Below are 19,561 nucleotides of genomic sequence, written 5' to 3'. Positions count from 1 at the left end.
CTGCGATCGAGGCAATTTCATTGAATCAATCGATGCATGGACACGCTGCGGGATTCATCGTCGGACCGCGCTGGAAACCTTGTCCGGATTGGGTCTGGCGTTTATCCATGAACGATTTGTTTGATGGAGATAAGAAATCGCATTAGATGTACATGTTTTACCCTTAGACGGATCATGTTTTCGAAAAAGATGCCGAAAGCGTAGGGATCGAATCGGTGGCTTGCGGAATTCCGGGAGGCGCCGGTCGAAATCCGTCAATCCAGAAGCGGGCGCAAGACCCGACCACCGGAGCCCTACCCCATGCGCAACAATCAGCCCGTCACCCAACGCGAATTCGAGTTTCCCGATAACGCGACGTTGATGTCGACCACCGACACGAACAGCTACATCACCTACGCGAACGCGGCCTTTATCCAGGTCAGCGGATTCTCCAGCGACGAAATAGAAGGCCAGCCGCACAATCTCGTGCGGCACCCGGACATGCCGCAGGAGGCGTTCGCCGACATGTGGGCGACCCTCAAGGGCGGGGAGCCGTGGACGGCGCTCGTGAAGAACCGCCGCAAGAACGGCGACCACTACTGGGTGCGCGCGAATGCGGTGCCGGTGATGCGCAACGGCCAGCCGAAGGGCTACATGTCGGTGCGCACGAAGGCGACGCGCGACGAGATCGCGGCCGCCGAGGCGCTGTATCGCGATTTCCGCGAAGGCAAGGCCGGCAATCGCCGCTTCTACAAGGGGCTGATCGTGCGCACGGGCGTTGCGCGCGTCACGTCGCTGTTCCAGACGCTGTCGGTGAGCTGGCGGCTGCATTTGCCGCTGCTTACGCTCGCGCCAGCGGTGATCGCCGCGGGCTGGGCCTGCGGCCTGACGGGGGGCGGCCTGGCCGCATTCGCCGTCGGCGCGGCGGGCGGGGCCGTCGCCGCGGGCGTCTGGCTCGACATGCAGATCGCGCGCCCGCTGCGGCAGCTGCGCGACCAGGCGCTGAACGTCGCGACCGGCGAAAGCCGGAGCGGCGTGCGGATGAACCGCGTCGACGAGATCGGCATGACGCTGCGCACGATCAACCAGCTCGGGCTGATGTTCCGCTGGCTGGTGGACGACGTCAGCGAACAGGTGCACAACGTGCAGCGCGCGAGCAACGAGATCGCGCAGGGCAACAACGACCTGAGCGCGCGCACGGAGCAGGCCGCGTCGAGCGTGCAGGAGACGGCGGCATCGATGGCGCAGATGACGGCGACCGTCGACAGCAACGCGCAGACGGCGCAGCAGGCGAACCAGTTGTCCGTTTCGGCCAGCGAGGCGGCCGTGCGGGGCGGGCAGGCGGTGTCCGAGGTGGTCACGACGATGAGCGACATCACCGAGAGCTCGCGCAAGATCGCCGACATTATCGGCGTGATCGACGGGATTGCGTTCCAGACCAACATCCTCGCGCTGAACGCGGCAGTGGAGGCGGCGCGCGCGGGCGACCAGGGGCGCGGGTTCGCGGTGGTCGCGGGCGAGGTGCGCGCGCTCGCGCAGCGCAGCGCGAATGCGGCGAAGGAGATCAAGGCGCTGATCGACGCGAGCGTCGAGCGGGTCGAGTCCGGCGCGCGGCGTGTCGATGACGCGGGCAGCACGATGGAGGACATCGTCACGCAGGTGAAGCGCGTGTCGGACCTGATCGCGGAAATCAGCTCGTCGACGGCCGAGCAGAGCACGGGCGTCGCGCAGGTGGACCAGGCCGTCGTCCATCTCGACAACATCACGCAGCAGAACGCGGCGCTGGTCGAGCAGAGCGCGGCGGCGTCGGAGAGCCTGAAGCAGCAGGCGACGCGGCTCGTCGATGCGGTAAACGTGTTCCAGTGAGGCGGGCGCGGCGGGGCGCCGGCACGCTCCGCCGCGTGAATGCCGGCATTCGATGCCGGAAAATGCCTGCGCGTCTATTCCGGGAAATTTCATGTTTTGAAAACAGAAATAATCGTATTGCTATTTATTTGATTTTTACTGTTCATTAATGGGTCGATCATTTCTCGGAAAAGCAATTTTGTTGACGTAAATCAGTGCGCACTCTTTTTTGACATATTTTTTACACGCAAGGGGTAAGGTTTTAGAAGAGTTTGCCGAATAGCAGAGGCATGACCATTCGCATGCGATGAAGCCGGACGCGAACGGTCCCGAGTCGTCAATCCTGAAGCGGGCGCGAGACCCGCCATTCGGAGCCCTGCTGATGCGCAATAACCAGCCCATTACCCAACACGAATTCGAATTCCCCGATGACGCGACGCTGATGTCGACCACCGACACCGACAGCATCATCACGTACGCGAACGCGACTTTCATCCAGATCAGCGGCTACGCGGGCGAAGAGCTCGAAGGCCAGCCGCACAACCTCGTGCGCCACCCGGACATGCCGAAGGAGGCGTTCGCCGACATGTGGGCGACGCTCAAGGGCGGCGAGGCGTGGTCTGCGCTCGTGAAGAACCGCCGCAAGAACGGCGACCACTACTGGGTGCGCGCGAATGCGGTGCCGGTGATGCGCAACGGCCGGCCGCACGGCTACCTGTCGGTGCGCACCAAGGCGCCGCGCGACGAGGTCGCGGCCGCCGACGCGCTGTATCGCGCGTTCCGCGAAGGCAAGGCCGGCAGCCGGCGCTTCTTCAAGGGGCTGGTGGTTCGCACGGGGATCTTCCGCGCCGCGTCGCTGCTGCAGACGATGTCGGTGCGCGGGCGGATCCATTCGGCGCTGCTCGTGATGGCGCCGGCCGTGGTCGGCACCGGCTGGGCCTGCGGCCTGACGGGCGTCCCGCTCGCGGCGTTCGCGGCGGTGACGGCCGGGCTGGCTACCGCGGCGGGCGTGTGGCTCGATGCGCAGATCGTGCGCCCGCTGAAGCAGTTGCGCGACCAGGCGCTGAACGTCGCGACCGGCGAAAGCCGGAGCGGCGTGCGGATGAACCGCATCGACGAGATCGGCATGACGCTGCGCACGATCAACCAGCTCGGGCTGATGTTCCGCTGGCTGGTGGACGACGTCAGCGAGCAGGTGCACAACGTGCAGCGCGCGAGCAGCGAGATCGCGCAGGGCAACAACGACCTGAGCGCGCGCACGGAGCAGGCCGCGTCGAGCGTGCAGGAAACGGCGGCGTCGATGGCGCAGATGACGGCGACCGTCGACAGCAACGCGCAGACGGCGCAGCAGGCGAACCAGTTGTCCGTTTCGGCCAGCGAGGCGGCCGTGCGCGGCGGGCAGGCGGTGTCCGAAGTCGTCAATACGATGAATGACATCAGCGCGAGCTCGCGGCGGATCTCGGACATCATCGGCGTGATCGACGGGATTGCGTTCCAGACCAACATCCTCGCGCTGAACGCGGCGGTGGAGGCGGCGCGCGCGGGCGACCAGGGGCGCGGGTTCGCGGTGGTCGCGGGCGAGGTGCGCGCGCTCGCGCAGCGCAGCGCGAATGCGGCGAAGGAGATCAAGACGCTGATCGAGAATAGCGTCGGACGCATTGCATCGGGTGCGCAGCTGGTCGACGGCGCGGGCCGGACGATGGAGGACATCGTCGCGCAGGTGAAGCGCGTGTCGGACCTGATCGCGGAGATCAGCGCGTCGACCGCCGAGCAGAGCTCGGGCGTCACGCAGGTCGATCAGGCGGTGGTGCATCTCGACAGCATCACGCAGCAGAACGCGGCGCTGGTCGAGCAGAGCGCGGCGGCGTCGGAGAGCCTGCAGCAGCAGGCGACGCGGCTCGTCGATGCGGTGAATGCGTTTCGGTGATGGCGGAAACGTGCGAGGCAGGAGGAAGGCGGCCCGCATTGCGCGGGCCGGCGTTGGGGTGTCGTGCTACGTCATTGCGTCCTGGGTATGGGATTCAGGTTCGGGCAACAGTGGTTAGGGCATCCCGGACTAACGTTCACTTCGACGCGTCGCCCGGATTGACCGAACTCGTCCGGCTTGAAAATTTTCCCTGCCAAGGCGCTTTTCTCGCCACGGATCGAAAACTGATCTAGGACCGCCATCACGTTTTTCGCTCGTCGCGTTGCAAGCTGTTGCGCGTCACGTTCGGATTGCTTGGCCAGTCCGATCAGCCATACCGTATCAATGATCGGAAAGCGCTTGTGCATGTCGCTCGACCATGCCGACAACCTCGACAGTTCGGCCGGAGAAATCGCGCTCGAATCAGCATCGAAAACAATATCGATGTAATGAGCGGGCATGTTCGACGCACCGTCACACGCGAATGCTGCATGTGCGCAGCACAACGCGAGCGCGGCGGCGGTTAGGAATTTAGTCGCCATCGACAACGTACCCCGCGATGCTGTCGGCGTTGTGGATTGCCAAGTCAGGATTTGACCGGCCCCAAGGCGCGAGAAATGGCGTGATTGTGTATTGATCGTCTGTCGAAGACATGGTGTCGCGGAAGTGGGTTGCTTCATGGATGATAGTCGATACATGAGAATCAGCACCGTCGGTCCATGGGCGCATCGTGCAGAATCGCGCGCTGATAGCGATGGTATGTGTTGCCGTGTCCGGTGCGCATACGTGAGCGGCTTCGTTGGCTGTTCCGCGCGGATGAGGCGTGCAGCCCGTCGCCAGATCGCCAGCACTGCCGCTTCGAACGACATTGTTTTCGTTGAACGCTCGAACTACATCAAGCACTTTCGTTAAGCCGGTGAGCAGGTGCATACGCGTTCGCTCGTCGTTACGGCCGAACCACTTGAACACGCGATTTTTTTCGGACTGCGACCACCTTTGCAAAGCGGCGGTGCGTGCGCCTAGCTTCTCGACGGCTTTGGCCTGAGCCTTGGCGAATACGACTCGGAATTCTGAATTAGGCATGTTTTCGCAGATCGGCCGCATGTCAACGTCCGCGAATCGCTGTGATCCTGAGATGGTGTTTGTCGTTGTTTCGGCAACGGTAGTTTGGTTCCCCATCAGCTCAATCCTCGATTACAAGCTTCAATGTCTGCGCGCCTTCGGTCTGCACGCGCACGGTACATCCGTTCCGGTCACTCACGCCTGACGCCAGCACGTTCCCGGATTGATCCTTGATCCAATAGCGCACGTTGCTTAACAGTTGTTTTGTCCGCACGTCGCGGATCACGAACTGATCGTCATGGATGCCCGACCCGGGCGCGTGTCTCGTGGGAGTGTATGTCGAAGGTGTGACGAACGGGTTCGCTGCATTGTGACCGCCTTTGCCGCCATAGAAAATCGAGCTGTCGCTACCCGCGATGAGTCGGTTTTGCCCGCATGGACAGAGTACGGCGTCACCCTCCAGCGCAACACATCGCCCGCGGTGAATCATGCGCTGCGCACTGCCCGCTATCAGGAACGTCCCCTCGCAATTTCCGCATGTCGCCTTGTCGCCATCCAGGGCGACCTTTTTGCCGTGATTGGACATCGTAGACGTAACGGCGATGACGATGCCGCCCGTTGTCGTCGTGTCGCCGTTCCTGACTGCTCGTCGGCTCATGGTCGTTTCCTCAGTCGTATGGACGAGCTATGGAGGGTCGCCGGTAGCGATTGATTCGTATATTGGACGAGTATGATTTATGTTAGCAATCCAAAGCGCTGTCCAGCGGAAGATGAGCCTGGATGGAGCATTTCCTCCGCATTTCAACGGGACGATGAGCCTGGGCTGAAGCGGACGCGGCAAGGGATCGACTGCCGATGGACTGTAGGCTAGTCGGGATGGTTGATGATCTGTGGATGATCATCGATTTGAATGAAACAAGAATTCGCACCATCGAACAGGTACGCGCCATACTCGACGGAACCGAGACGCTGGAATTTGTGCCCGCAATCGATGCCCGTAGCGCGCTGCACATGGATCGCATCGGTGCTGGCCGGCGGCACCATCGCCGACTCAAGCGCGCCAGTCGCGGGCTGGTGTTGCGCTACCTGCGCCGCTTCAGCGGTTTCAGCCGCGCGCCCGCGAATCGGCTGGCGCGGCGCTGGCTGACCCGCGAGAAGCTGGTTCGGCCCAAAGGCGCGCCTTCGAACGCCTTGCGTGGCGTTATACCGACGTTGATCTGGATGCGCTGGCCGTTTTGGACAGTATTCGTTCGGCGGATGCCGCGATCGAAATCGCGTCCGCGGAGCGGGGAGACATCGCGCGTATCAAGGTGACGCGGGCGCAACGGAGAGGCGCCGGCCCGCGTCGGGCCGCCCGGTTCCGGCCGGGCGGCCAGGGCCTGTCGCCGAAGCGGCAGGCCCCGAACCGTCAGACGGCCAGGCAGAGGTACTTGATCACGACGTAGTCGTCGATGCCGTAGTGCGAGCCTTCGCGGCCGAGGCCGGACTGCTTCACGCCGCCGAACGGCGCGACTTCGTTCGAGATCAGGCCCGTGTTCACGCCGACCATCCCGTATTCGAGCGCTTCGGCGACCTTCCACACGCGGCCGATGTCGCGGCTGTAGAAGTAAGCGGCCAGGCCGAACTCGGTGTCGTTCGCGAGCTGGATCACCTCGTCGTCGCTGCTGAACTTGAACAGCGGCGCGAGCGGGCCGAACGTCTCGTCCTTCGCGACCTTCATCGCCGGCGTGACGCCCGTCAGCACGGTCGGCTCGAAGAAGCCGTGGCCGAGCGCGTGGCGCTTGCCGCCCGTCACGACGGTCGCGCCCTTCGCGAGCGCGTCCTCGATGTGCGCCTCGACCTTCAGCACCGCCGCTTCGTTGATCAGCGGGCCTTGCGTGACGCCCGGCTCGGTGCCGCGCCCGACCTTCAGCTGGCCGACCGCCGCCGCGAGCTTCTGCGCGAACTGGTCGTACACGGCTTCATGCACGTAGAAGCGGTTCGTGCACACGCAGGTCTGGCCGCTGTTGCGGTACTTCGACGCGATCGCGCCCTGCACGGCCGCGTCGAGATCGGCGTCGTCGAACACGATGAACGGCGCGTTGCCGCCGAGCTCCAGCGACACCTTCTTGACCGTCGGCGCGCATTGCGCCATCAGCAGGCGGCCGACCGGCGTCGAGCCGGTGAACGACAGCTTGCGCACGATCGGGCTCGACGTCAGCTCGCCGCCGATCGCCTTCGGGTCGCCCGTCACGACGCTGAACACGCCGGCCGGCACGCCCGCGCGCTCGGCCAGCACGGCCATCGCGAGCGCCGAGAACGGCGTCGCCTCGGCCGGCTTCACGACGATCGGGCAGCCGGCGGCGAGCGCCGGGCCGACCTTGCGGGTGATCATCGCCGCCGGGAAATTCCACGGCGTGATCGCCGCGCACACGCCGACCGGCTCCTTCGTCACGACGATGCGCTTGTCGCTCGCCGGGGTCGGAATCGTGTCGCCGTACACGCGCTTGCCTTCCTCCGCGAACCACTCGAGGAACGATGCCGCGTAGCCGATCTCGCCCTTCGCCTCGGCCAGCGACTTGCCTTGCTCGGTCGTCAGGATCAGCGCGAGGTCGTCGGCGTGTTCCATCATCAGGTCGTGCCACTTGCGCAGGATCGCCGCGCGTTCCTTCGCGGTCTTCTTGCGCCACGCCGGCCATGCGGCGTTGGCGGCTTCGATCGCCTGGCGCGTCTCGGCCGCGCCCATCGCCGGCACCACGCCGACGAGGCCGCCCGTCGCCGGGTTGCGGACTTCGAACGTCTCGCCGTTCGCGGCGCCTTGCCATACGCCGTTGACGTAGGCCTGCTGGCGGAACAGCGACGGGTCTTTCAGGGAAAGCGTTTCTTGGACAGTGCTCATGGGGATGCCTGTTTGCGGATGCTGCAGATGCGACGGCCGCCGCGGTCCGGCGCAATGGCGGGACGGCGGCGGCGCGATCAGGGGCGGGACGTCAGGCCGGCACGCCGACCGTTTCCTTCAACACTTCTTCCAGGATGACGAGCGCTTCGTCGAACACGGCTTGCGGGATCGTCAGCGGGAACAGGAAGCGCACGACGTTCGAGTACACGCCGCACACGAGCAGCAGCAGGCCGCGCTCGAGCGCACGCGCCTGCACGCGCTTCGTGAAATCGGCGTCCGGCTCGCCCGAGCCCGGCTTCAGGAACTCGACCGCGATCATCGCGCCCGGGCCGCGCACGTCGGCGATCTGCGGCACGTCGGCCTGCAGCGCGTTCAGCTTGGCCTTCAGCACGTCGCCGAGCTGCGTCGCGCGCTCGCACAGCTTCTCTTCGTCGATGATCTCGAGCACCGCGTGCGCCGACGCGACGGCCAGCGGGTTGCCCGCATACGTGCCGCCGAGGCCGCCGGGAGCCGCCGCGTCCATCACGTCCGCACGGCCGACGACGCCCGACAGCGGCATGCCGCCCGCGAGGCTCTTCGCCATCGTGATCAGGTCGGCCTGCACGTCGTAGTGCTGCATCGCGAACAGCTTGCCGGTGCGCGCGAAGCCCGTCTGGACTTCGTCGGCGATCAGCAGGATGCCGTGCTCGTTACAGATCTTGCGCAGCGCGCGCACGAATTCCGCCGGCGCCGGGTTGAAGCCGCCTTCGCCCTGCACCGGTTCGAAGATGATCGCGGCGACGCGCTTCGGATCGATGTCGGCCTTGAACAGCATCTCGATCGCCTTGATCGAGTCGGCGGTCGTCACGCCGTGCACGGCGTTCGGGTACGGCGCGTGGAACACGTCGCCCGGGAACGGGCCGAAGTTCAGCTTGTACGGCGCGACCTTGCCGGTGAGCGCCATGCCCATCATCGTGCGGCCGTGGAAGCCGCCCGAGAAGGCGATCACGCCCGGACGGCCGGTGGCCGCGCGCGCGATCTTGACCGCGTTCTCGACGGCTTCGGCGCCGGTCGTGAAGAACGCGGTCTTCTTCGTGAAGTCGCCCGGCGCGCGGGCGTTGATCTTCTCGGCTAGCTCGACGTACGACGCGTACGGGACGATCTGGTACGCCGTGTGCGTGAAGTTGTTCAGCTGGTCGGCGATCGCCTTGACGATCTTCGGGTGACGGTGGCCCGTGTTCAGCACCGCGATGCCGGCGGCGAAATCGATGAAGCGGCGGCCTTCGACGTCCCACAGCTCGCTGTTCTCGGCGCGGGCTGCGTAGAAGTCGCACATCACGCCGACGCCGCGCGGGGTGGCGGCGTTCTTGCGGGCCTGCAGATCGGCATTCTTCACGGTCATCTCCTTGATGTTTCGTATCCGGTGAGAAGGAATCGGGCGCGCTCCGGCAGCCCATGACGGCGACTATAATCAGATTTGGCTCTGACAATCAGAGCCATTTCAATAAATAGTTAGGAGCCAATCATGCGGGCAAGCGTGTTGTCGGACTGGCTGGCGCAGCGTCTCGTGCGCGGCGGCGGACAACCGATCTACCGGCAGCTGCACCGGCTGCTGCAGCAGGCGATCCTGTCGCGGGAGCTGCCGGCCGGCACGCGGGTGCCGTCGTCGCGGCTGCTCGCGGCCGAGCTCGGCATCGCGCGCAATACCGTCACCCAGGTGTACGAGCAACTCGCGCTCGAGGGCTACGTGAGTTCGGCCACCGGCCGCGGCACGTTCGTCGCCGACAGCGCGCCGGACGAGATCGTCGGCGCGCCGCCGGACCTGGCGAGCCCGGCCGTGACGCTGCCGACGGCCGCGCGGCCGCTGTCCGCGCGCGGCGCGCGGCTCGTCGAGGGGGCGGGCGTGTCGAAGCGGCAGGGCGGCGCGTTCATGCCGGGCGTGCCCGATGTGTCGCGATTTCCGGCGCGCGTGTGGACCCGGCTGCACAACAAGTACTGGCGGCGCTTGCGCCCCGATTTGCTGACCTACGCGCCGGGCGGCGGGCTGGCGCTGCTGCGGGAGGCGCTTGCCGATTACCTGCGCACGTCGCGCTCGGTGCGCTGCACGCCCGAGCAGATCGTCATCACGACCGGCATTCATCAGTCGATCGACCTCGCGGTGCGGCTGCTGACCGACCCCGGCGACGCGATCTGGACCGAGGACCCGTGCTACTGGGGCGTGCGCAGCGTGCTGAACGTGTCGGGGCTGACGACGCGGCCGATCCCGGTCGACGACGAAGGGATCGCGCCGTCGGCCGCCGATCTCGCCGAGCCGCCGAAGCTGATGCTCGTCACGCCGTCGCACCAGTATCCGCTCGGGATGGTGATGAGCCTCGCGCGGCGGCGGATGCTGCTCGAATACGCGCGCCAGCACCGCTGCTGGATCATCGAGGACGACTACGACAGCGAATTCCGCTACGGCAGCCGCCCGCTCGCGTCGCTGCAGGGGCTCGATACGGCCGGGCAGGTGATCTACGTCGGCAGTTTCGGCAAGACGCTGTTCCCGGGGCTGCGGGTCGGCTACCTGGTCGCGCCCGAGCCGCTCGCGGAGAGCTTCGCGACGGCGAGCGCGGAGCTTTATCGCGAAGGGCAGCTGCTGCAGCAGGCGGTGCTCGCGGAATTCATCGCGGAAGGGCATTTCGTGTCGCATATCCGCAAGATGCGCACGCTGTACGGGCAGCGCCGCGAGATGCTGCTCGACGCGGTCGCGCGCCGCTACGGCGACACGCTGCAGGCGGCGGGCAGCGATGCCGGGCTGCATCTCGTGACGCGCCTGCCGGATGGCGTCGACGATCGCGCGGTCGCGCAGGCCGCGCTTGCACGCAACATCGTCGTGCGGCCGCTGTCCGGGTATTACGCGGATCGCGAGCGCGCGGCGTCGGGCCTGCTGCTCGGCTATGCGTGCGTGCCGGAGCAGGAGATCGCGCCGGCGTTCGCGACGCTGGCGGAGGCGATCGACGAGCGGGCGTTCGACCGGCCGGGTATTGCCGTCGCGTGAGCGCCGTGCGTGCGCAGCGGTGCGCTCACATCCGGATCAACGCCGCGCCCGCGACCACCAGCGCACAGGCGACGAGCCGCTGCGCGCCGGGCCGCTCGCGCATCACGAACCAGCCGATCGCGACCGCGAAGATCGAGCTCGTCTCGCGCAGCGCCGACACGGTCGCGACCGGCAGGTGCCGGTACGCGAGGATCACGATCCCGTAGGCGGCGAGCGAGATCGTGCCGGCGATCGCGCCCTGCCTCAGCGCCACGCGCGAGCCGAGCACGGCGCGCGGGCCGCCGCGCACCGCGCAGACGAGCACGATCTGCGGCACGCTCCACAGCAGGTATACCCATGCGATGTAGGCGAGCGCGCTGCCCGCGACGCGCGCGCCGATCCCGTCGCAGATCGAATACGCGGCGATGAACACGCCGGTCAGCAGCGCGTACGGCACGCCTTCCCCGGAGAACTGGAAGCCGCGCCGCAGCGCGAGCGACATGATCCCGAACGACACCAGCGCGATCCCCGCGAAGCCGAACGGCGTCGGCCGTTCGTGCAGCATGGCGAACGCGAGCACCGACACGAGCAGCGGCGATATCCCGCGCGCGATCGGATAGATCTGCCCGAACTCGCCGTTGCGATACGCGCGCGCGAGCGTGAAGCAGTACGCGACCTCGAGCGCGGCCGACGCGGCGATATACGGCCACGCGGCGGGCGCCGGCGCGGGCAGCAGCGCGGCGCCGGCGACGCCGAACGCGAGATACGGCAGCGACATCGTGCCGAGCTGGACGAGCCGGTCCTCGCTGACGTGCAGGAAGGCATTCCAGATGGCGTGCAGCAGCGCGGAGCACAGCACGAGGCCGATGAACAGGTGATCCATGGAGGGCGACAGAGGGAAGACGGACGGGGCAGCGCCGTCATTATGTGGGCGGCGCGCGCGCGGGCGCGGAATTGTCGATAATAGAACGTTGTTATTCACCGGATGCCGACGATGACCGAAGCCACCCAGACCCCGCCCGCCGTTCCGCGCCTCACGAGCCTGTCGCATGGAGGCGGCTGCGGCTGCAAGATCGCGCCGGGCGTGCTGTCCGAGCTGTTGAAGCGCGCGACGCCGCCGGCGCTGTTCCCGGATCTGCTCGTCGGCACCGAAACCTCCGACGACGCGGCGGTCTACCGCCTGAACGACGAGCAGGCGATCGTCGCGACCACCGATTTCTTCATGCCGATCGTCGACGATCCGTTCGACTTCGGCCGCATCGCGGCGACCAACGCGCTGTCCGACGTGTACGCGATGGGCGGCAAGCCGATCCTCGCGCTCGCGCTGGTGGGGATGCCGATCAACGTGTTGCCGCACGAGACGATCGCGGCGGTGCTGCGCGGCGGCGAAGCGGTGTGCGCGGATGCCGGGATTCCGGTCGCGGGCGGCCATTCGATCGATTCAGTCGAGCCGATCTACGGCCTCGCGGCGATCGGCGTGGTGCATCCGTCGCGCGTGAAGCGCAACGCGGCCGCGCGCGCGGGCGACGTGCTGGTGCTCGGCAAGCCGCTCGGGGTCGGCGTGCTGTCGGCCGCGCTGAAGAAAAACCAGCTCGACGACGCGGGCTATGCGCAGATGATCGCCACCACGACCAAGCTGAACCGGCCGGGCGCCGAACTGGCCGCGCTGCCGGGCGTGCATGCGCTGACCGACGTGACGGGTTTCGGGCTGCTCGGCCATACGCTCGAACTCGCGCGCGGTGCGGGGCTCACGGCGCGCGTGCACTACGCGTCGCTGCCGTGGCTCGCGGGCGTCGAGGCGTTCGTGGCAGACGGCGTGTTCACCGGCGCGTCGGGGCGCAACTGGGCCGCGTACGGCGCGGACGTGCGGCTCGCCGATGCGCTGCCGCCGGTCGCACAGGCGCTGCTGACCGATCCGCAGACGTCGGGCGGCCTGCTTGTCGCCTGCGCGCCGGATGCGGTCGACGACGTGCTCGCGTGCTTCCGTGCGGACGGGTTCGATCGCGCGGCGGTGATCGGCGAGATGGTCGACGGGCCGGGGCGCGTCGACGTGATCTGATCGATCTGTCGCGCGCGCGGCGGCGCGCGCGACGTCCGCCGGGATCGAGCGGATAGTATTCCTGACGTTTTCCCCTGACGCTGCGATTCCGCGCTGCATCGCACGCATCCGAAGCCGGCGGCGCTTGATGCATCCCGCCGCTGGCGTCGCGCCACGCATCCCGCATCGATGCCGATCGCTTTATACTCCGTCGCGCAGTCTCCGACAGTCGTTCTCACCCAACATCACCCAAACAAGGAACGCCGATGCTGACTCGCTCCATTCTTTCAGCCGCCGCATTCTCGCTCGCGGCCTGTGCGACCGCACCGTCGATCGCGCAGGACAACACGGGCAATGCGTTTGCCGAGACCGGCGCACAGGGCCGCCCGGTCAAGGTCATGATCATCACGATGTTCGGGCCGGAAGGCCAGGCCTGGCTCGATCGTCTCGGCCCGTGGCGCGATGTGACGGTGCCGGGCCTGTCGCCCGACTACCCCGCGGTCCACTGCAACAAGCAGGACGTGTGCGTGATCACGACCGGCATGGGCTATGCGAACGCCACCGCGTCGATCATGGCGCTGACGTTCTCGCAGCGCTTCGACCTGCGGCACACGTATTTCCTGATCTCCGGCATCGCCGGCGTGGACCCCGCGCAAGGGACGGTGGGCTCCGCCGCGTGGGCGAACTACCTCGTCGATTTCGGCATCCAGTGGGAGCTCGATGCGCGCGAGATTCCCGCCGGCTGGAACACCGGCTATCTCGGCATCAACACGAAGAGCCCGACGGAAAAGCCGCCGCTCGACTACCGCAACGAAGTGTTCCAGCTGAACCCGCAGCTGGCCGACGCCGCGTATGCGCTGTCGCGCAACGTGGTGCTCGCCGACAGCCCGCAGGCGCAGGCCGCGCGCGCGAAGTTCGGCTACGCGCCCGCGAACCAGCCGCCGTCGGTGATCCGCTGCGACACGTCGTCGGGCAACACGTGGTTCTCGGGCACGCTGCTCGGCGAGCGCGCGCGGCAATGGACGAAGATCCTGACGGACGGCAAGGGCACCTACTGCATGACCGCGCAGGAAGACAACGCGACGTTCGAGGCGCTCAAGCGTGCGGCAAGCGTGAAGCGGGTGGACCTGTCGCGCGTGGCGGTGCTGCGCACCGGCTCCGACTTCGACCGGCCGTATGCGGGGCAGACGAGCGTCGACAACCTGCTGAACTACGCGGACCAGGGCGGCTTCGCCTCGGCGACCGAAAACCTGTACCGCGCGGGCAATCCGCTCGTGCAGGACATCGTGTCGCACTGGGGCGAGTGGCGCGGCGGCGTGCCGCGCCGCTGACGGTTCAGTGCGAATGCTGCGACGGCCGATACGGCGTCCAGACCGGCGTATCGCTGTTCCAGTGATCGAGCGGCGAGGGCAGTTGATCGTTCATGATGAACTCCTTCAATTGACTGGCTGATTGCCTGATGCAGATCGCGACGCCGCGCGCGGGGATGGCCCGCCGCGCGGCGTCGTCCGTTTACCGGCCGGCGCCCGCGAGCTGATTGCCTTCCGGCGTCGGGCGATACGGGCGCGGCACGAGATCGAGCCCTTGCGCGTACGACGTTTCCTTGCGCAGGCGTTCGACGGTGCCGTCGTGGCGCGCCTGCTCCAGTTCCGCGAGCACTTCGGCGCGGGTCCGGGGGCCGTTGTTCTGGCTGTACAACGACGTGTTTCTGTAATCGCCCGCGTGAACCGGGGTGGTGTCGGCGAAGGCCGGCGCGGACACGGCGAGTGCGAGAACGAGGGCGGAGAGCAGACCGCGGCGGTTCATGATGGAACTCCTGTCGATTCGATGCGCATGGGGTTGCGCGACAGGGTTTACTCTAAGAGTCGAACCCGCTGCGATAAATGGCGGTTCAGCGAATTGAATTGTCGTCAGGGCGGAACAATCGTATCCCGCGTGCGCATTGGGGATATCGCGCAACGCGATGCCGCAAGGGGCTGGCGCGGGATGGCGGCACGCCCCGGGCGGTCGTGCCGTCCGCCGCGCGATGCATGAATCCTATTGGCGCAATAGTGCTGTGCCTATCGAGGAAGAATGGCCGGCGCGCGCTCGTCAGGCCGCTTCGAGCCGATAGCCGAGCGTATAGATCGTGCTGAGCCGCACGCCGTTCGCCGGATGGAGCGCGAGTTTCATCCGCAGCCGGTAGATGTGCGTGTCGAGGCTGCGCGACACGCCGGCCATGTCGCGTCCCCACAGCGAGCGAATCAGTTCATCGCGCGGCATGATGCGCCCGAGATTGCGAAACAGCAGCACGGCGAGATCGAATTCGCGCGGCGTCAGCCTGACCGGCGCGCCATGCAGCAGCACCGTCCGCGTCTTCATGCTGATCCGGTAGCCGCCGACGTCGAGCACGCTCTGACGGACGACGCCGTCGTGATACGCGCGGCGCAGCAGCGCATTGACCCGCGCCAGCAGCTCGAACTCGTTGACCGGCTTGACCATGTAGTCGTCGGCGCCTGCGTTGATCGCGGAGAACATCACGTCCTCCCGCACACGATTTGTCAGGAAGAGGATCGGCAGGCGCCCGCCGATGCGTTCGCGGGTCCACTTGAGAACCTCGAATCCGGACAGCCCCGGGACGAGCCAGTCGAGGATCAGCAGATCGACGACCGAGCTTTCCAGATGGCGGATTGCCTGGTGACCGTTGCTCACCGCATGCACGTGGTATCCCGATTTTTCCAGTACTGCGGTGATCAATTCGATATAAGTTTTATCGTCCTCGAGATATAGAACGTTCATCTTCAGTACTCCTTTGGTAGCGGGCGAATCGATCGGGCTGCATCGGGTGTGACGATCCGCGCGGAACCGCCCGTAAGCGGGCAATCAGCAGCCACGATGTTCGCATCGCTGCGTTCTTGAATTGTCAACAATTGTGAACTTCAGTGGAATTATTTAAACCGAAATAAGTTGGATTTTCTTTGATTTTTTAAATCAAGATTTTTCGAAGCCTTTTTTGGAAATGCAAAAATAGATAATCGGGATTTAATTTGTTCTTGAATTTAGTATCGATGGGCGCGCGTTGACAAAAGTTGTCAATTGGACCAGCTCGCGCGATTACGCTTGGACGTGCCGTCATGGCGTCGATGCGACGACCGCGGACGTGCGTTTTTCGGAGGCAGGCATGCTGATCTACAGATCGTTCATCGAAAAGAAGGCGCTGCTCGAAGAGCAGCTGGAGCGGGAACGTCTCGCGATAGCGGCAACCGTGTTGCTCGAGGTGCGGCGGTGCATCGAAGAATTCGGTTTTAGCCAAGACGTGGTTTTTCCAGGCGCGGGCGCTCGGAGCAAAAAGCGCCGCGTGAAGTATTTCAATCCGCAGACCGGGCAGACGTGGTCAGGTGTCGGTCGGGAGCCGACGTGGCTGCGTGGCCAGGATCGGAGCCGGTTCGAGATCGCTGCGCACACGGATGAACTGTCTCGGGATGAGGAATCCTGATCATTTGGCATATGAAACGTCGTCGTGTCGATGTCGAGAAGAGGCGGGCGGGTCGTGTGCCGCAGCGGTGCTGCTGCAGATGACGACGGGCGCGACGCATGGACGGAGGTTTGCCGTGCAACGGCGGCGAATGTGCTGCCGTTGCGGATGGAACCAGTTCCATTCGTCAATCTTACATTTTGTTTATGACATTTGTTGCTGTCAAGGTCGAAGCCCGCGCCGGCATGTGCGAGCGGGCGGGACGGAGGCGCGAAAGCGTATGAGCGACTGTGCAATCCAGCAGGAAGACGAGGCGTTGGGGACGGATCCCGTGTACGTCGGCATCAGTGTCGCGACCGAGATCGTTGAAATCTCCGTGTCGTCGCTGAGCGTGATTCTCGGATACCGGAACGAGACGTTCGGCATCGAATCGCTGACCGATGCGATTGCCGAATGGTCGCCGGCGCTCATCGTGCTGGAGGCAGCCGGCGGTCTCGAGCTGGAAGTGGCGTGTGCGCTGCAGGCAGTGCGGTTGCCTGTCGTGGTGGTCAATCCGCACCATGCCCGCGATTTCGTCGCGGGCGCGGCCGAGCGGTCGCTCGAAGGGAAAGGGGCGCGTGCCCGTATGCTGGCGGAATTGGCGTGCGTGCTCGTGCGGCATCCGTCTTGCAGCCGGATCGTTGCACCGCTGTCCGATCCGCAACTGCGCTACGTACAGGCGCTGGTGCAGCGCCGCCGGCAACTCGCACGCACGCTGATGGCGGAGTATCAGTTGCTGGCGTGGTGCCACTCGAGTGTGCGCGGGGGCATCGAACAGACGATCGCGTTCCTGAAGAACCAGATCGGCGTGGTCGACCGCCATTGCGCGCGGCACGTGAGCGCGCAGCGCGCCGACGTTGCGAGGGCCCTGGCGCGCGTGAAGCGAGCGGATCGCGATGCACCCGCCGGCCGGGCCGGCGATTTCATGGCCGCCTGGCGGGTGAAGTGACGGGACGGCCGGCGTGCGCCGGCCTTGTACAACCCTTGCGTGCCGCTCAGGCCACCCACTCGTTGAGCACCGGCGTGTCGAGCGCCGGCGCGCGCTCGGCATCCTCGAACGTGCGCTTCGTGCAGGTCGCGTCGAGGCCCTTCTTGCCGCTCAACAGCGGGCAGCGGTCGAACACCTCGGCCACCCAGTCGACGAACACGCGCACTTTCGGCGACAGATGGCGGCTGTGCGGATAGACGACCGAGATCGGCATCGGCAGCGGCTTGTAGCCGGGCAGCACTTCCTTCAGCCGGCCGTCGCGCAGGTACGGCAGCACCATGAACAGCGGCGGCTGGATCAGCCCGAAGCCTTCGAGCCCGCAGCTCACGTATGCGTCCGCGTCGTTCACCGACACGACCGCGTTCATCTTGACCTCGACTTCCTTGCCGTCGATCAGGAACGACCAGTCGATCATCCGGCCGGTGCGGTTCGAGAAGTAGTTCACGGCCTTGTGCTGGCTCAGGTCCTCGATCGATTGCGGCTCGCCGTACTTCTCGAGATACGCGGGCGATGCGACCGACGTACCTTCGAACAGGCCGACGCGGCGCGCGACGAGCGACGAATCCTGCAATGCGCCCACCCGGATTACGCAGTCGACGCCTTCCTGCAGCAGGTCGACCGGGCGGTCCGTCAGGCCGAGCTGCAGGTCGATGTCCGGATAGCGATCGTGGAATTCGCACAGCGCCGGGATCACGACCAGCCGTCCGAGCGAGCCAGGCATGTCGACACGCAATTTTCCGTGCGGCTTGCGGTTGTTGTTCTGGAAGCTTGCTTCGGTTTCCTCGACGTCCGCGAGGATCCGCACGCAGCGTTCGTAGTACGCGGCGCCGTCGGGTGTCAGCGACAGCCGGCGGGTGGTCCGGTGCATCAGCCGCACACCGAGGAACGCCTCCAGGTTCTGGATGATCGTCGTGACGGAGGCTCGCGGCAGACCGAGCGTTTCTGCCGCCTTGGTGAAGCTGCTCGTGTCGACGACGCGTGTAAACACCTGCATGGCTTGCAGCCGATCCATCGCTACCTCCGCATTTGACTGACCCAACGACAAGGCTGCGTCACCTGAGGTGAACGCAGCCTGTGATTGTTCGGGGTCGTTGAATTGTGTTGCCGGATTATAGGCATTTATCCGGATGTCTGCCGGACCCAGAATGCGATCCATCTTGAAATGGATGACGTTTCGTCATGGACGCTTCTGAATTCAGCAAATTCCTGAAAGCCGCGCTGCCGGCCAATGCCAATGCCGGCGCGGCGTTGACGGTCGCCGAGGTGGAGATCCCCGGCTATGCGCAGGACATTGCACTGCGCATCTATCGCCGTCCCGATAAAACCGGACTGCCGGTAGTGCTTTACTTCCACGGCGGCGGCTTCGTGCGCGGCACGCTCGACGACGCCGATTTCGCCGCGCGCTTTTTAGCAGAACGCTTACCGGCGCTCGTAGTCTCCGTCGACTATTCGCTGGCGCCCGCGCATCCGTTTCCGGCCGCGCCGGAAGACGCATATCGCGCGGCGGTGTGGGCCGCGACCCGCGCTCGCGCGTTCGGCGGCAATCCGAAGAAGATCGGCGTCGCCGGCCATGACGCGGGCGGCCAGCTCGCGAACTGCCTCGCCTTCATCGCGCGCGACCGCGGCGACGTGCCGATCGCCGCGCAGGCGCTGTTCGGCCCGATGCTCGACCCGAGCATGACGCGCATCGGCGACGCCGAGCGCCTCGCGTCCGACATCACCGCGCGGGAATGCGCGGCGTGCTACCGCGCCTACCTGCCGCAGGCGTCGCAGCGCATGCACCCGTATGCGGCACCGCTCGAGTCGGTGCGCCTCGGCGGCCTGCCGCCGACGCTGATCGTCACCGCGCAGAACGATGTGCTGCACGTCGAGGCGGAGAAATACGCGAGCTGCCTGATCTCGTCCGGCGTGCTCACCCAGGTGATCCGCTACCCGGACATTACGCACGCGGCGCTTGCGACGCACGAGGCCGCGTTCGAGGAAGCCGTGCGCTTCTTCCAGTGCCGCTTCCAGGCGTGCCAGCCGAACCGAATCGCGAATCGAACCGAATAACCAATCCAATCCACGCTCACTTGGAGATCACCATGGCCATCCTACGCACCCCTCGCACCCGGATCGCGGTTGCCGCGATCGCGACGCTCGCCGTCGTCGGGCTGGGCACGTTCGGCGCGCTGCGCGTCAATGCGAGCGCACCCGAGAAACAGGCGGCGCCGCTGCCCGAAGTCGACGTCGCCACCGTCGTGCCGCAGACGGTGACCGACTGGCAAAGCTATTCCGGCCGTCTCGAAGCGATCGAGAAGGTCGACGTGCGCCCGCAGGTGTCGGGCACGATCGTGTCGGTCAACTTCAAGGACGGCGCGCTCGTGAAGAAGGGCGA

General features: G+C 65.8%; 18 protein-coding genes and 1 pseudogene. 10 read left to right on the top strand and 9 right to left on the bottom strand.

The window, feature by feature from the left end; all coding sequences use genetic code 11:
• The first annotated feature begins 300 nt into the window (after positions 1-300).
• Both HWY45_RS07130 and HWY45_RS07125 read left to right on the top strand, forming a co-directional pair.
• Entirely contained in the window at positions 301-1,845 is a 1,545-nt protein-coding gene (locus HWY45_RS07130) for a methyl-accepting chemotaxis protein (protein ID WP_059957957.1), read from the top strand.
• 361 nt (positions 1,846-2,206) lie between these two features.
• The gene (locus tag HWY45_RS07125; RefSeq protein ID WP_059920334.1) at positions 2,207-3,751 is read left to right on the top strand and encodes a methyl-accepting chemotaxis protein; all 1,545 of its coding nucleotides are present in this window, start codon (positions 2,207-2,209) and stop codon (positions 3,749-3,751) included.
• A 71-nt stretch (positions 3,752-3,822) separates the two neighbouring features.
• Here HWY45_RS07125 and HWY45_RS07120 read toward each other — a convergent pair whose 3' ends face one another.
• From HWY45_RS07120 to HWY45_RS07110, 3 genes are read right to left on the bottom strand one after another with little or no spacing between them, the layout of a single operon-like run.
• Positions 3,823-4,272 (bottom strand): OmpA family protein, encoded by a 450-nt coding sequence (locus tag HWY45_RS07120; RefSeq protein WP_081069927.1) that lies wholly within the window; start codon positions 4,270-4,272, stop codon positions 3,823-3,825.
• Positions 4,262-4,909, bottom strand: coding sequence for a M35 family metalloendopeptidase (locus HWY45_RS07115; protein ID WP_081059609.1), 648 nt, complete (start codon positions 4,907-4,909; stop codon positions 4,262-4,264). Before HWY45_RS07115 ends, HWY45_RS07120 begins: the two co-directional genes overlap by 11 nt.
• Positions 4,910-4,913: 4 nt before the next feature.
• Entirely contained in the window at positions 4,914-5,450 is a 537-nt protein-coding gene (locus tag HWY45_RS07110) for a PAAR domain-containing protein (protein ID WP_081069928.1), read from the bottom strand.
• 218 nt (positions 5,451-5,668) lie between these two features.
• Here HWY45_RS07110 and HWY45_RS07105 point away from each other — a divergent pair, with 218 nt between their 5' ends.
• On the top strand, positions 5,669-6,106 hold the full coding sequence (locus HWY45_RS07105; RefSeq protein ID WP_150999107.1) for a hypothetical protein: 438 nt from the start codon (positions 5,669-5,671) through the stop codon (positions 6,104-6,106).
• A 94-nt stretch (positions 6,107-6,200) separates the two neighbouring features.
• Here the strand turns inward: HWY45_RS07105 and gabD are convergent, their stop codons facing one another.
• Together gabD and HWY45_RS07095 are read right to left on the bottom strand one after the other, a co-directional pair.
• A complete protein-coding gene (gene gabD, locus HWY45_RS07100) occupies positions 6,201-7,670 on the bottom strand; it encodes an NADP-dependent succinate-semialdehyde dehydrogenase (protein ID WP_059565769.1) in 1,470 nt (489 codons plus the stop codon).
• 91 nt (positions 7,671-7,761) lie between these two features.
• Positions 7,762-9,045, bottom strand: a complete 1,284-nt coding sequence (locus tag HWY45_RS07095; protein WP_124481864.1) for a 4-aminobutyrate--2-oxoglutarate transaminase — start codon at positions 9,043-9,045, stop codon at positions 7,762-7,764.
• Between the two features lie 129 nt (positions 9,046-9,174).
• Here HWY45_RS07095 and pdxR point away from each other — a divergent pair, with 129 nt between their 5' ends.
• Positions 9,175-10,686 carry a MocR-like pyridoxine biosynthesis transcription factor PdxR gene (gene pdxR, locus HWY45_RS07090; RefSeq protein WP_059565767.1) on the top strand — a complete coding sequence of 504 codons (1,512 nt, stop codon included), beginning with the start codon at positions 9,175-9,177 and terminating at the stop codon, positions 10,684-10,686.
• A 25-nt stretch (positions 10,687-10,711) separates the two neighbouring features.
• Here the strand turns inward: pdxR and HWY45_RS07085 are convergent, their stop codons facing one another.
• A complete protein-coding gene (locus tag HWY45_RS07085) occupies positions 10,712-11,548 on the bottom strand; it encodes a DMT family transporter (protein WP_059885749.1) in 837 nt (278 codons plus the stop codon).
• A gap of 111 nt (positions 11,549-11,659) precedes the next feature.
• On the opposite strand from HWY45_RS07085, the gene selD reads away from it, so the two are divergent.
• Both selD and HWY45_RS07075 read left to right on the top strand, forming a co-directional pair.
• Positions 11,660-12,724 carry a selenide, water dikinase SelD gene (gene selD, locus HWY45_RS07080; RefSeq protein WP_063888840.1) on the top strand — a complete coding sequence of 355 codons (1,065 nt, stop codon included), beginning with the start codon at positions 11,660-11,662 and terminating at the stop codon, positions 12,722-12,724.
• Positions 12,725-12,969: 245 nt separating this feature from the next.
• A complete protein-coding gene (locus HWY45_RS07075; protein ID WP_059885751.1) occupies positions 12,970-14,034 on the top strand; it encodes a purine-nucleoside phosphorylase in 1,065 nt (354 codons plus the stop codon).
• 181 nt (positions 14,035-14,215) lie between these two features.
• Here HWY45_RS07075 and HWY45_RS07070 read toward each other — a convergent pair whose 3' ends face one another.
• Together HWY45_RS07070 and HWY45_RS07065 are read right to left on the bottom strand one after the other, a co-directional pair.
• Positions 14,216-14,509, bottom strand: coding sequence for a DUF4148 domain-containing protein (locus HWY45_RS07070; protein ID WP_059803826.1), 294 nt, complete (start codon positions 14,507-14,509; stop codon positions 14,216-14,218).
• Between the two features lie 285 nt (positions 14,510-14,794).
• Complete coding sequence (locus HWY45_RS07065; protein ID WP_059565762.1) at positions 14,795-15,481, bottom strand: response regulator transcription factor; 687 nt, start codon at positions 15,479-15,481, stop codon at positions 14,795-14,797.
• A gap of 382 nt (positions 15,482-15,863) precedes the next feature.
• Between HWY45_RS07065 and HWY45_RS07060 the strand changes: the two genes are divergently transcribed.
• Together HWY45_RS07060 and HWY45_RS07055 are read left to right on the top strand one after the other, a co-directional pair.
• Complete coding sequence (locus HWY45_RS07060) at positions 15,864-16,178, top strand: H-NS histone family protein (protein ID WP_059565761.1); 315 nt, start codon at positions 15,864-15,866, stop codon at positions 16,176-16,178.
• Positions 16,179-16,488: 310 nt separating this feature from the next.
• Positions 16,489-17,145, top strand: a complete 657-nt coding sequence (locus HWY45_RS07055; RefSeq protein ID WP_124492004.1) for a hypothetical protein — start codon at positions 16,489-16,491, stop codon at positions 17,143-17,145.
• A 46-nt stretch (positions 17,146-17,191) separates the two neighbouring features.
• Here HWY45_RS07055 and HWY45_RS07050 read toward each other — a convergent pair whose 3' ends face one another.
• Positions 17,192-18,196 carry a LysR family transcriptional regulator gene (locus HWY45_RS07050; RefSeq protein ID WP_059565759.1) on the bottom strand — a complete coding sequence of 335 codons (1,005 nt, stop codon included), beginning with the start codon at positions 18,194-18,196 and terminating at the stop codon, positions 17,192-17,194.
• A gap of 167 nt (positions 18,197-18,363) precedes the next feature.
• Between HWY45_RS07050 and HWY45_RS07045 the strand changes: the two genes are divergently transcribed.
• Entirely contained in the window at positions 18,364-19,236 is an 873-nt protein-coding gene (locus tag HWY45_RS07045; RefSeq protein ID WP_059565758.1) for an alpha/beta hydrolase, read from the top strand.
• 32 nt (positions 19,237-19,268) lie between these two features.
• Positions 19,269-19,561, top strand: a pseudogene (locus HWY45_RS07040) (biotin/lipoyl-binding protein); the annotation flags it as partial.

Source organism: Burkholderia stagnalis (genome assembly GCF_902830275.1).
In the GTDB taxonomy this organism is placed as follows: Bacteria; Pseudomonadota; Gammaproteobacteria; order Burkholderiales; family Burkholderiaceae; genus Burkholderia; species Burkholderia stagnalis.
The sequence above is the reverse complement of the archived record's forward strand: the minus strand, read 5'-3'. Positions and strand labels throughout refer to the sequence as shown.

Bases quoted from the DNA above. Each gene is read 5' to 3' on its own strand.
- HWY45_RS07130 (WP_059957957.1), top strand. From the start codon at position 301: ATGCGCAACAATCAGCCCGTCACCCAACGCGAATTCGAGTTTCCCGAT.
- HWY45_RS07125 (WP_059920334.1), top strand. From the start codon at position 2,207: ATGCGCAATAACCAGCCCATTACCCAACACGAATTCGAATTCCCCGAT.
- HWY45_RS07120 (WP_081069927.1), bottom strand. From the start codon at position 4,272: ATGGCGACTAAATTCCTAACCGCCGCCGCGCTCGCGTTGTGCTGCGCA.
- HWY45_RS07115 (WP_081059609.1), bottom strand. From the start codon at position 4,909: ATGGGGAACCAAACTACCGTTGCCGAAACAACGACAAACACCATCTCA.
- HWY45_RS07110 (WP_081069928.1), bottom strand. From the start codon at position 5,450: ATGAGCCGACGAGCAGTCAGGAACGGCGACACGACGACAACGGGCGGC.
- HWY45_RS07105 (WP_150999107.1), top strand. From the start codon at position 5,669: ATGGTTGATGATCTGTGGATGATCATCGATTTGAATGAAACAAGAATT.
- gabD (WP_059565769.1), bottom strand. From the start codon at position 7,670: ATGAGCACTGTCCAAGAAACGCTTTCCCTGAAAGACCCGTCGCTGTTC.
- pdxR (WP_059565767.1), top strand. From the start codon at position 9,175: ATGCGGGCAAGCGTGTTGTCGGACTGGCTGGCGCAGCGTCTCGTGCGC.
- HWY45_RS07085 (WP_059885749.1), bottom strand. From the start codon at position 11,548: ATGGATCACCTGTTCATCGGCCTCGTGCTGTGCTCCGCGCTGCTGCAC.
- selD (WP_063888840.1), top strand. From the start codon at position 11,660: ATGACCGAAGCCACCCAGACCCCGCCCGCCGTTCCGCGCCTCACGAGC.
- HWY45_RS07075 (WP_059885751.1), top strand. From the start codon at position 12,970: ATGCTGACTCGCTCCATTCTTTCAGCCGCCGCATTCTCGCTCGCGGCC.
- HWY45_RS07070 (WP_059803826.1), bottom strand. From the start codon at position 14,509: ATGAACCGCCGCGGTCTGCTCTCCGCCCTCGTTCTCGCACTCGCCGTG.
- HWY45_RS07065 (WP_059565762.1), bottom strand. From the start codon at position 15,481: ATGAACGTTCTATATCTCGAGGACGATAAAACTTATATCGAATTGATC.
- HWY45_RS07060 (WP_059565761.1), top strand. From the start codon at position 15,864: ATGCTGATCTACAGATCGTTCATCGAAAAGAAGGCGCTGCTCGAAGAG.
- HWY45_RS07050 (WP_059565759.1), bottom strand. From the start codon at position 18,196: ATGGATCGGCTGCAAGCCATGCAGGTGTTTACACGCGTCGTCGACACG.
- HWY45_RS07045 (WP_059565758.1), top strand. From the start codon at position 18,364: ATGGACGCTTCTGAATTCAGCAAATTCCTGAAAGCCGCGCTGCCGGCC.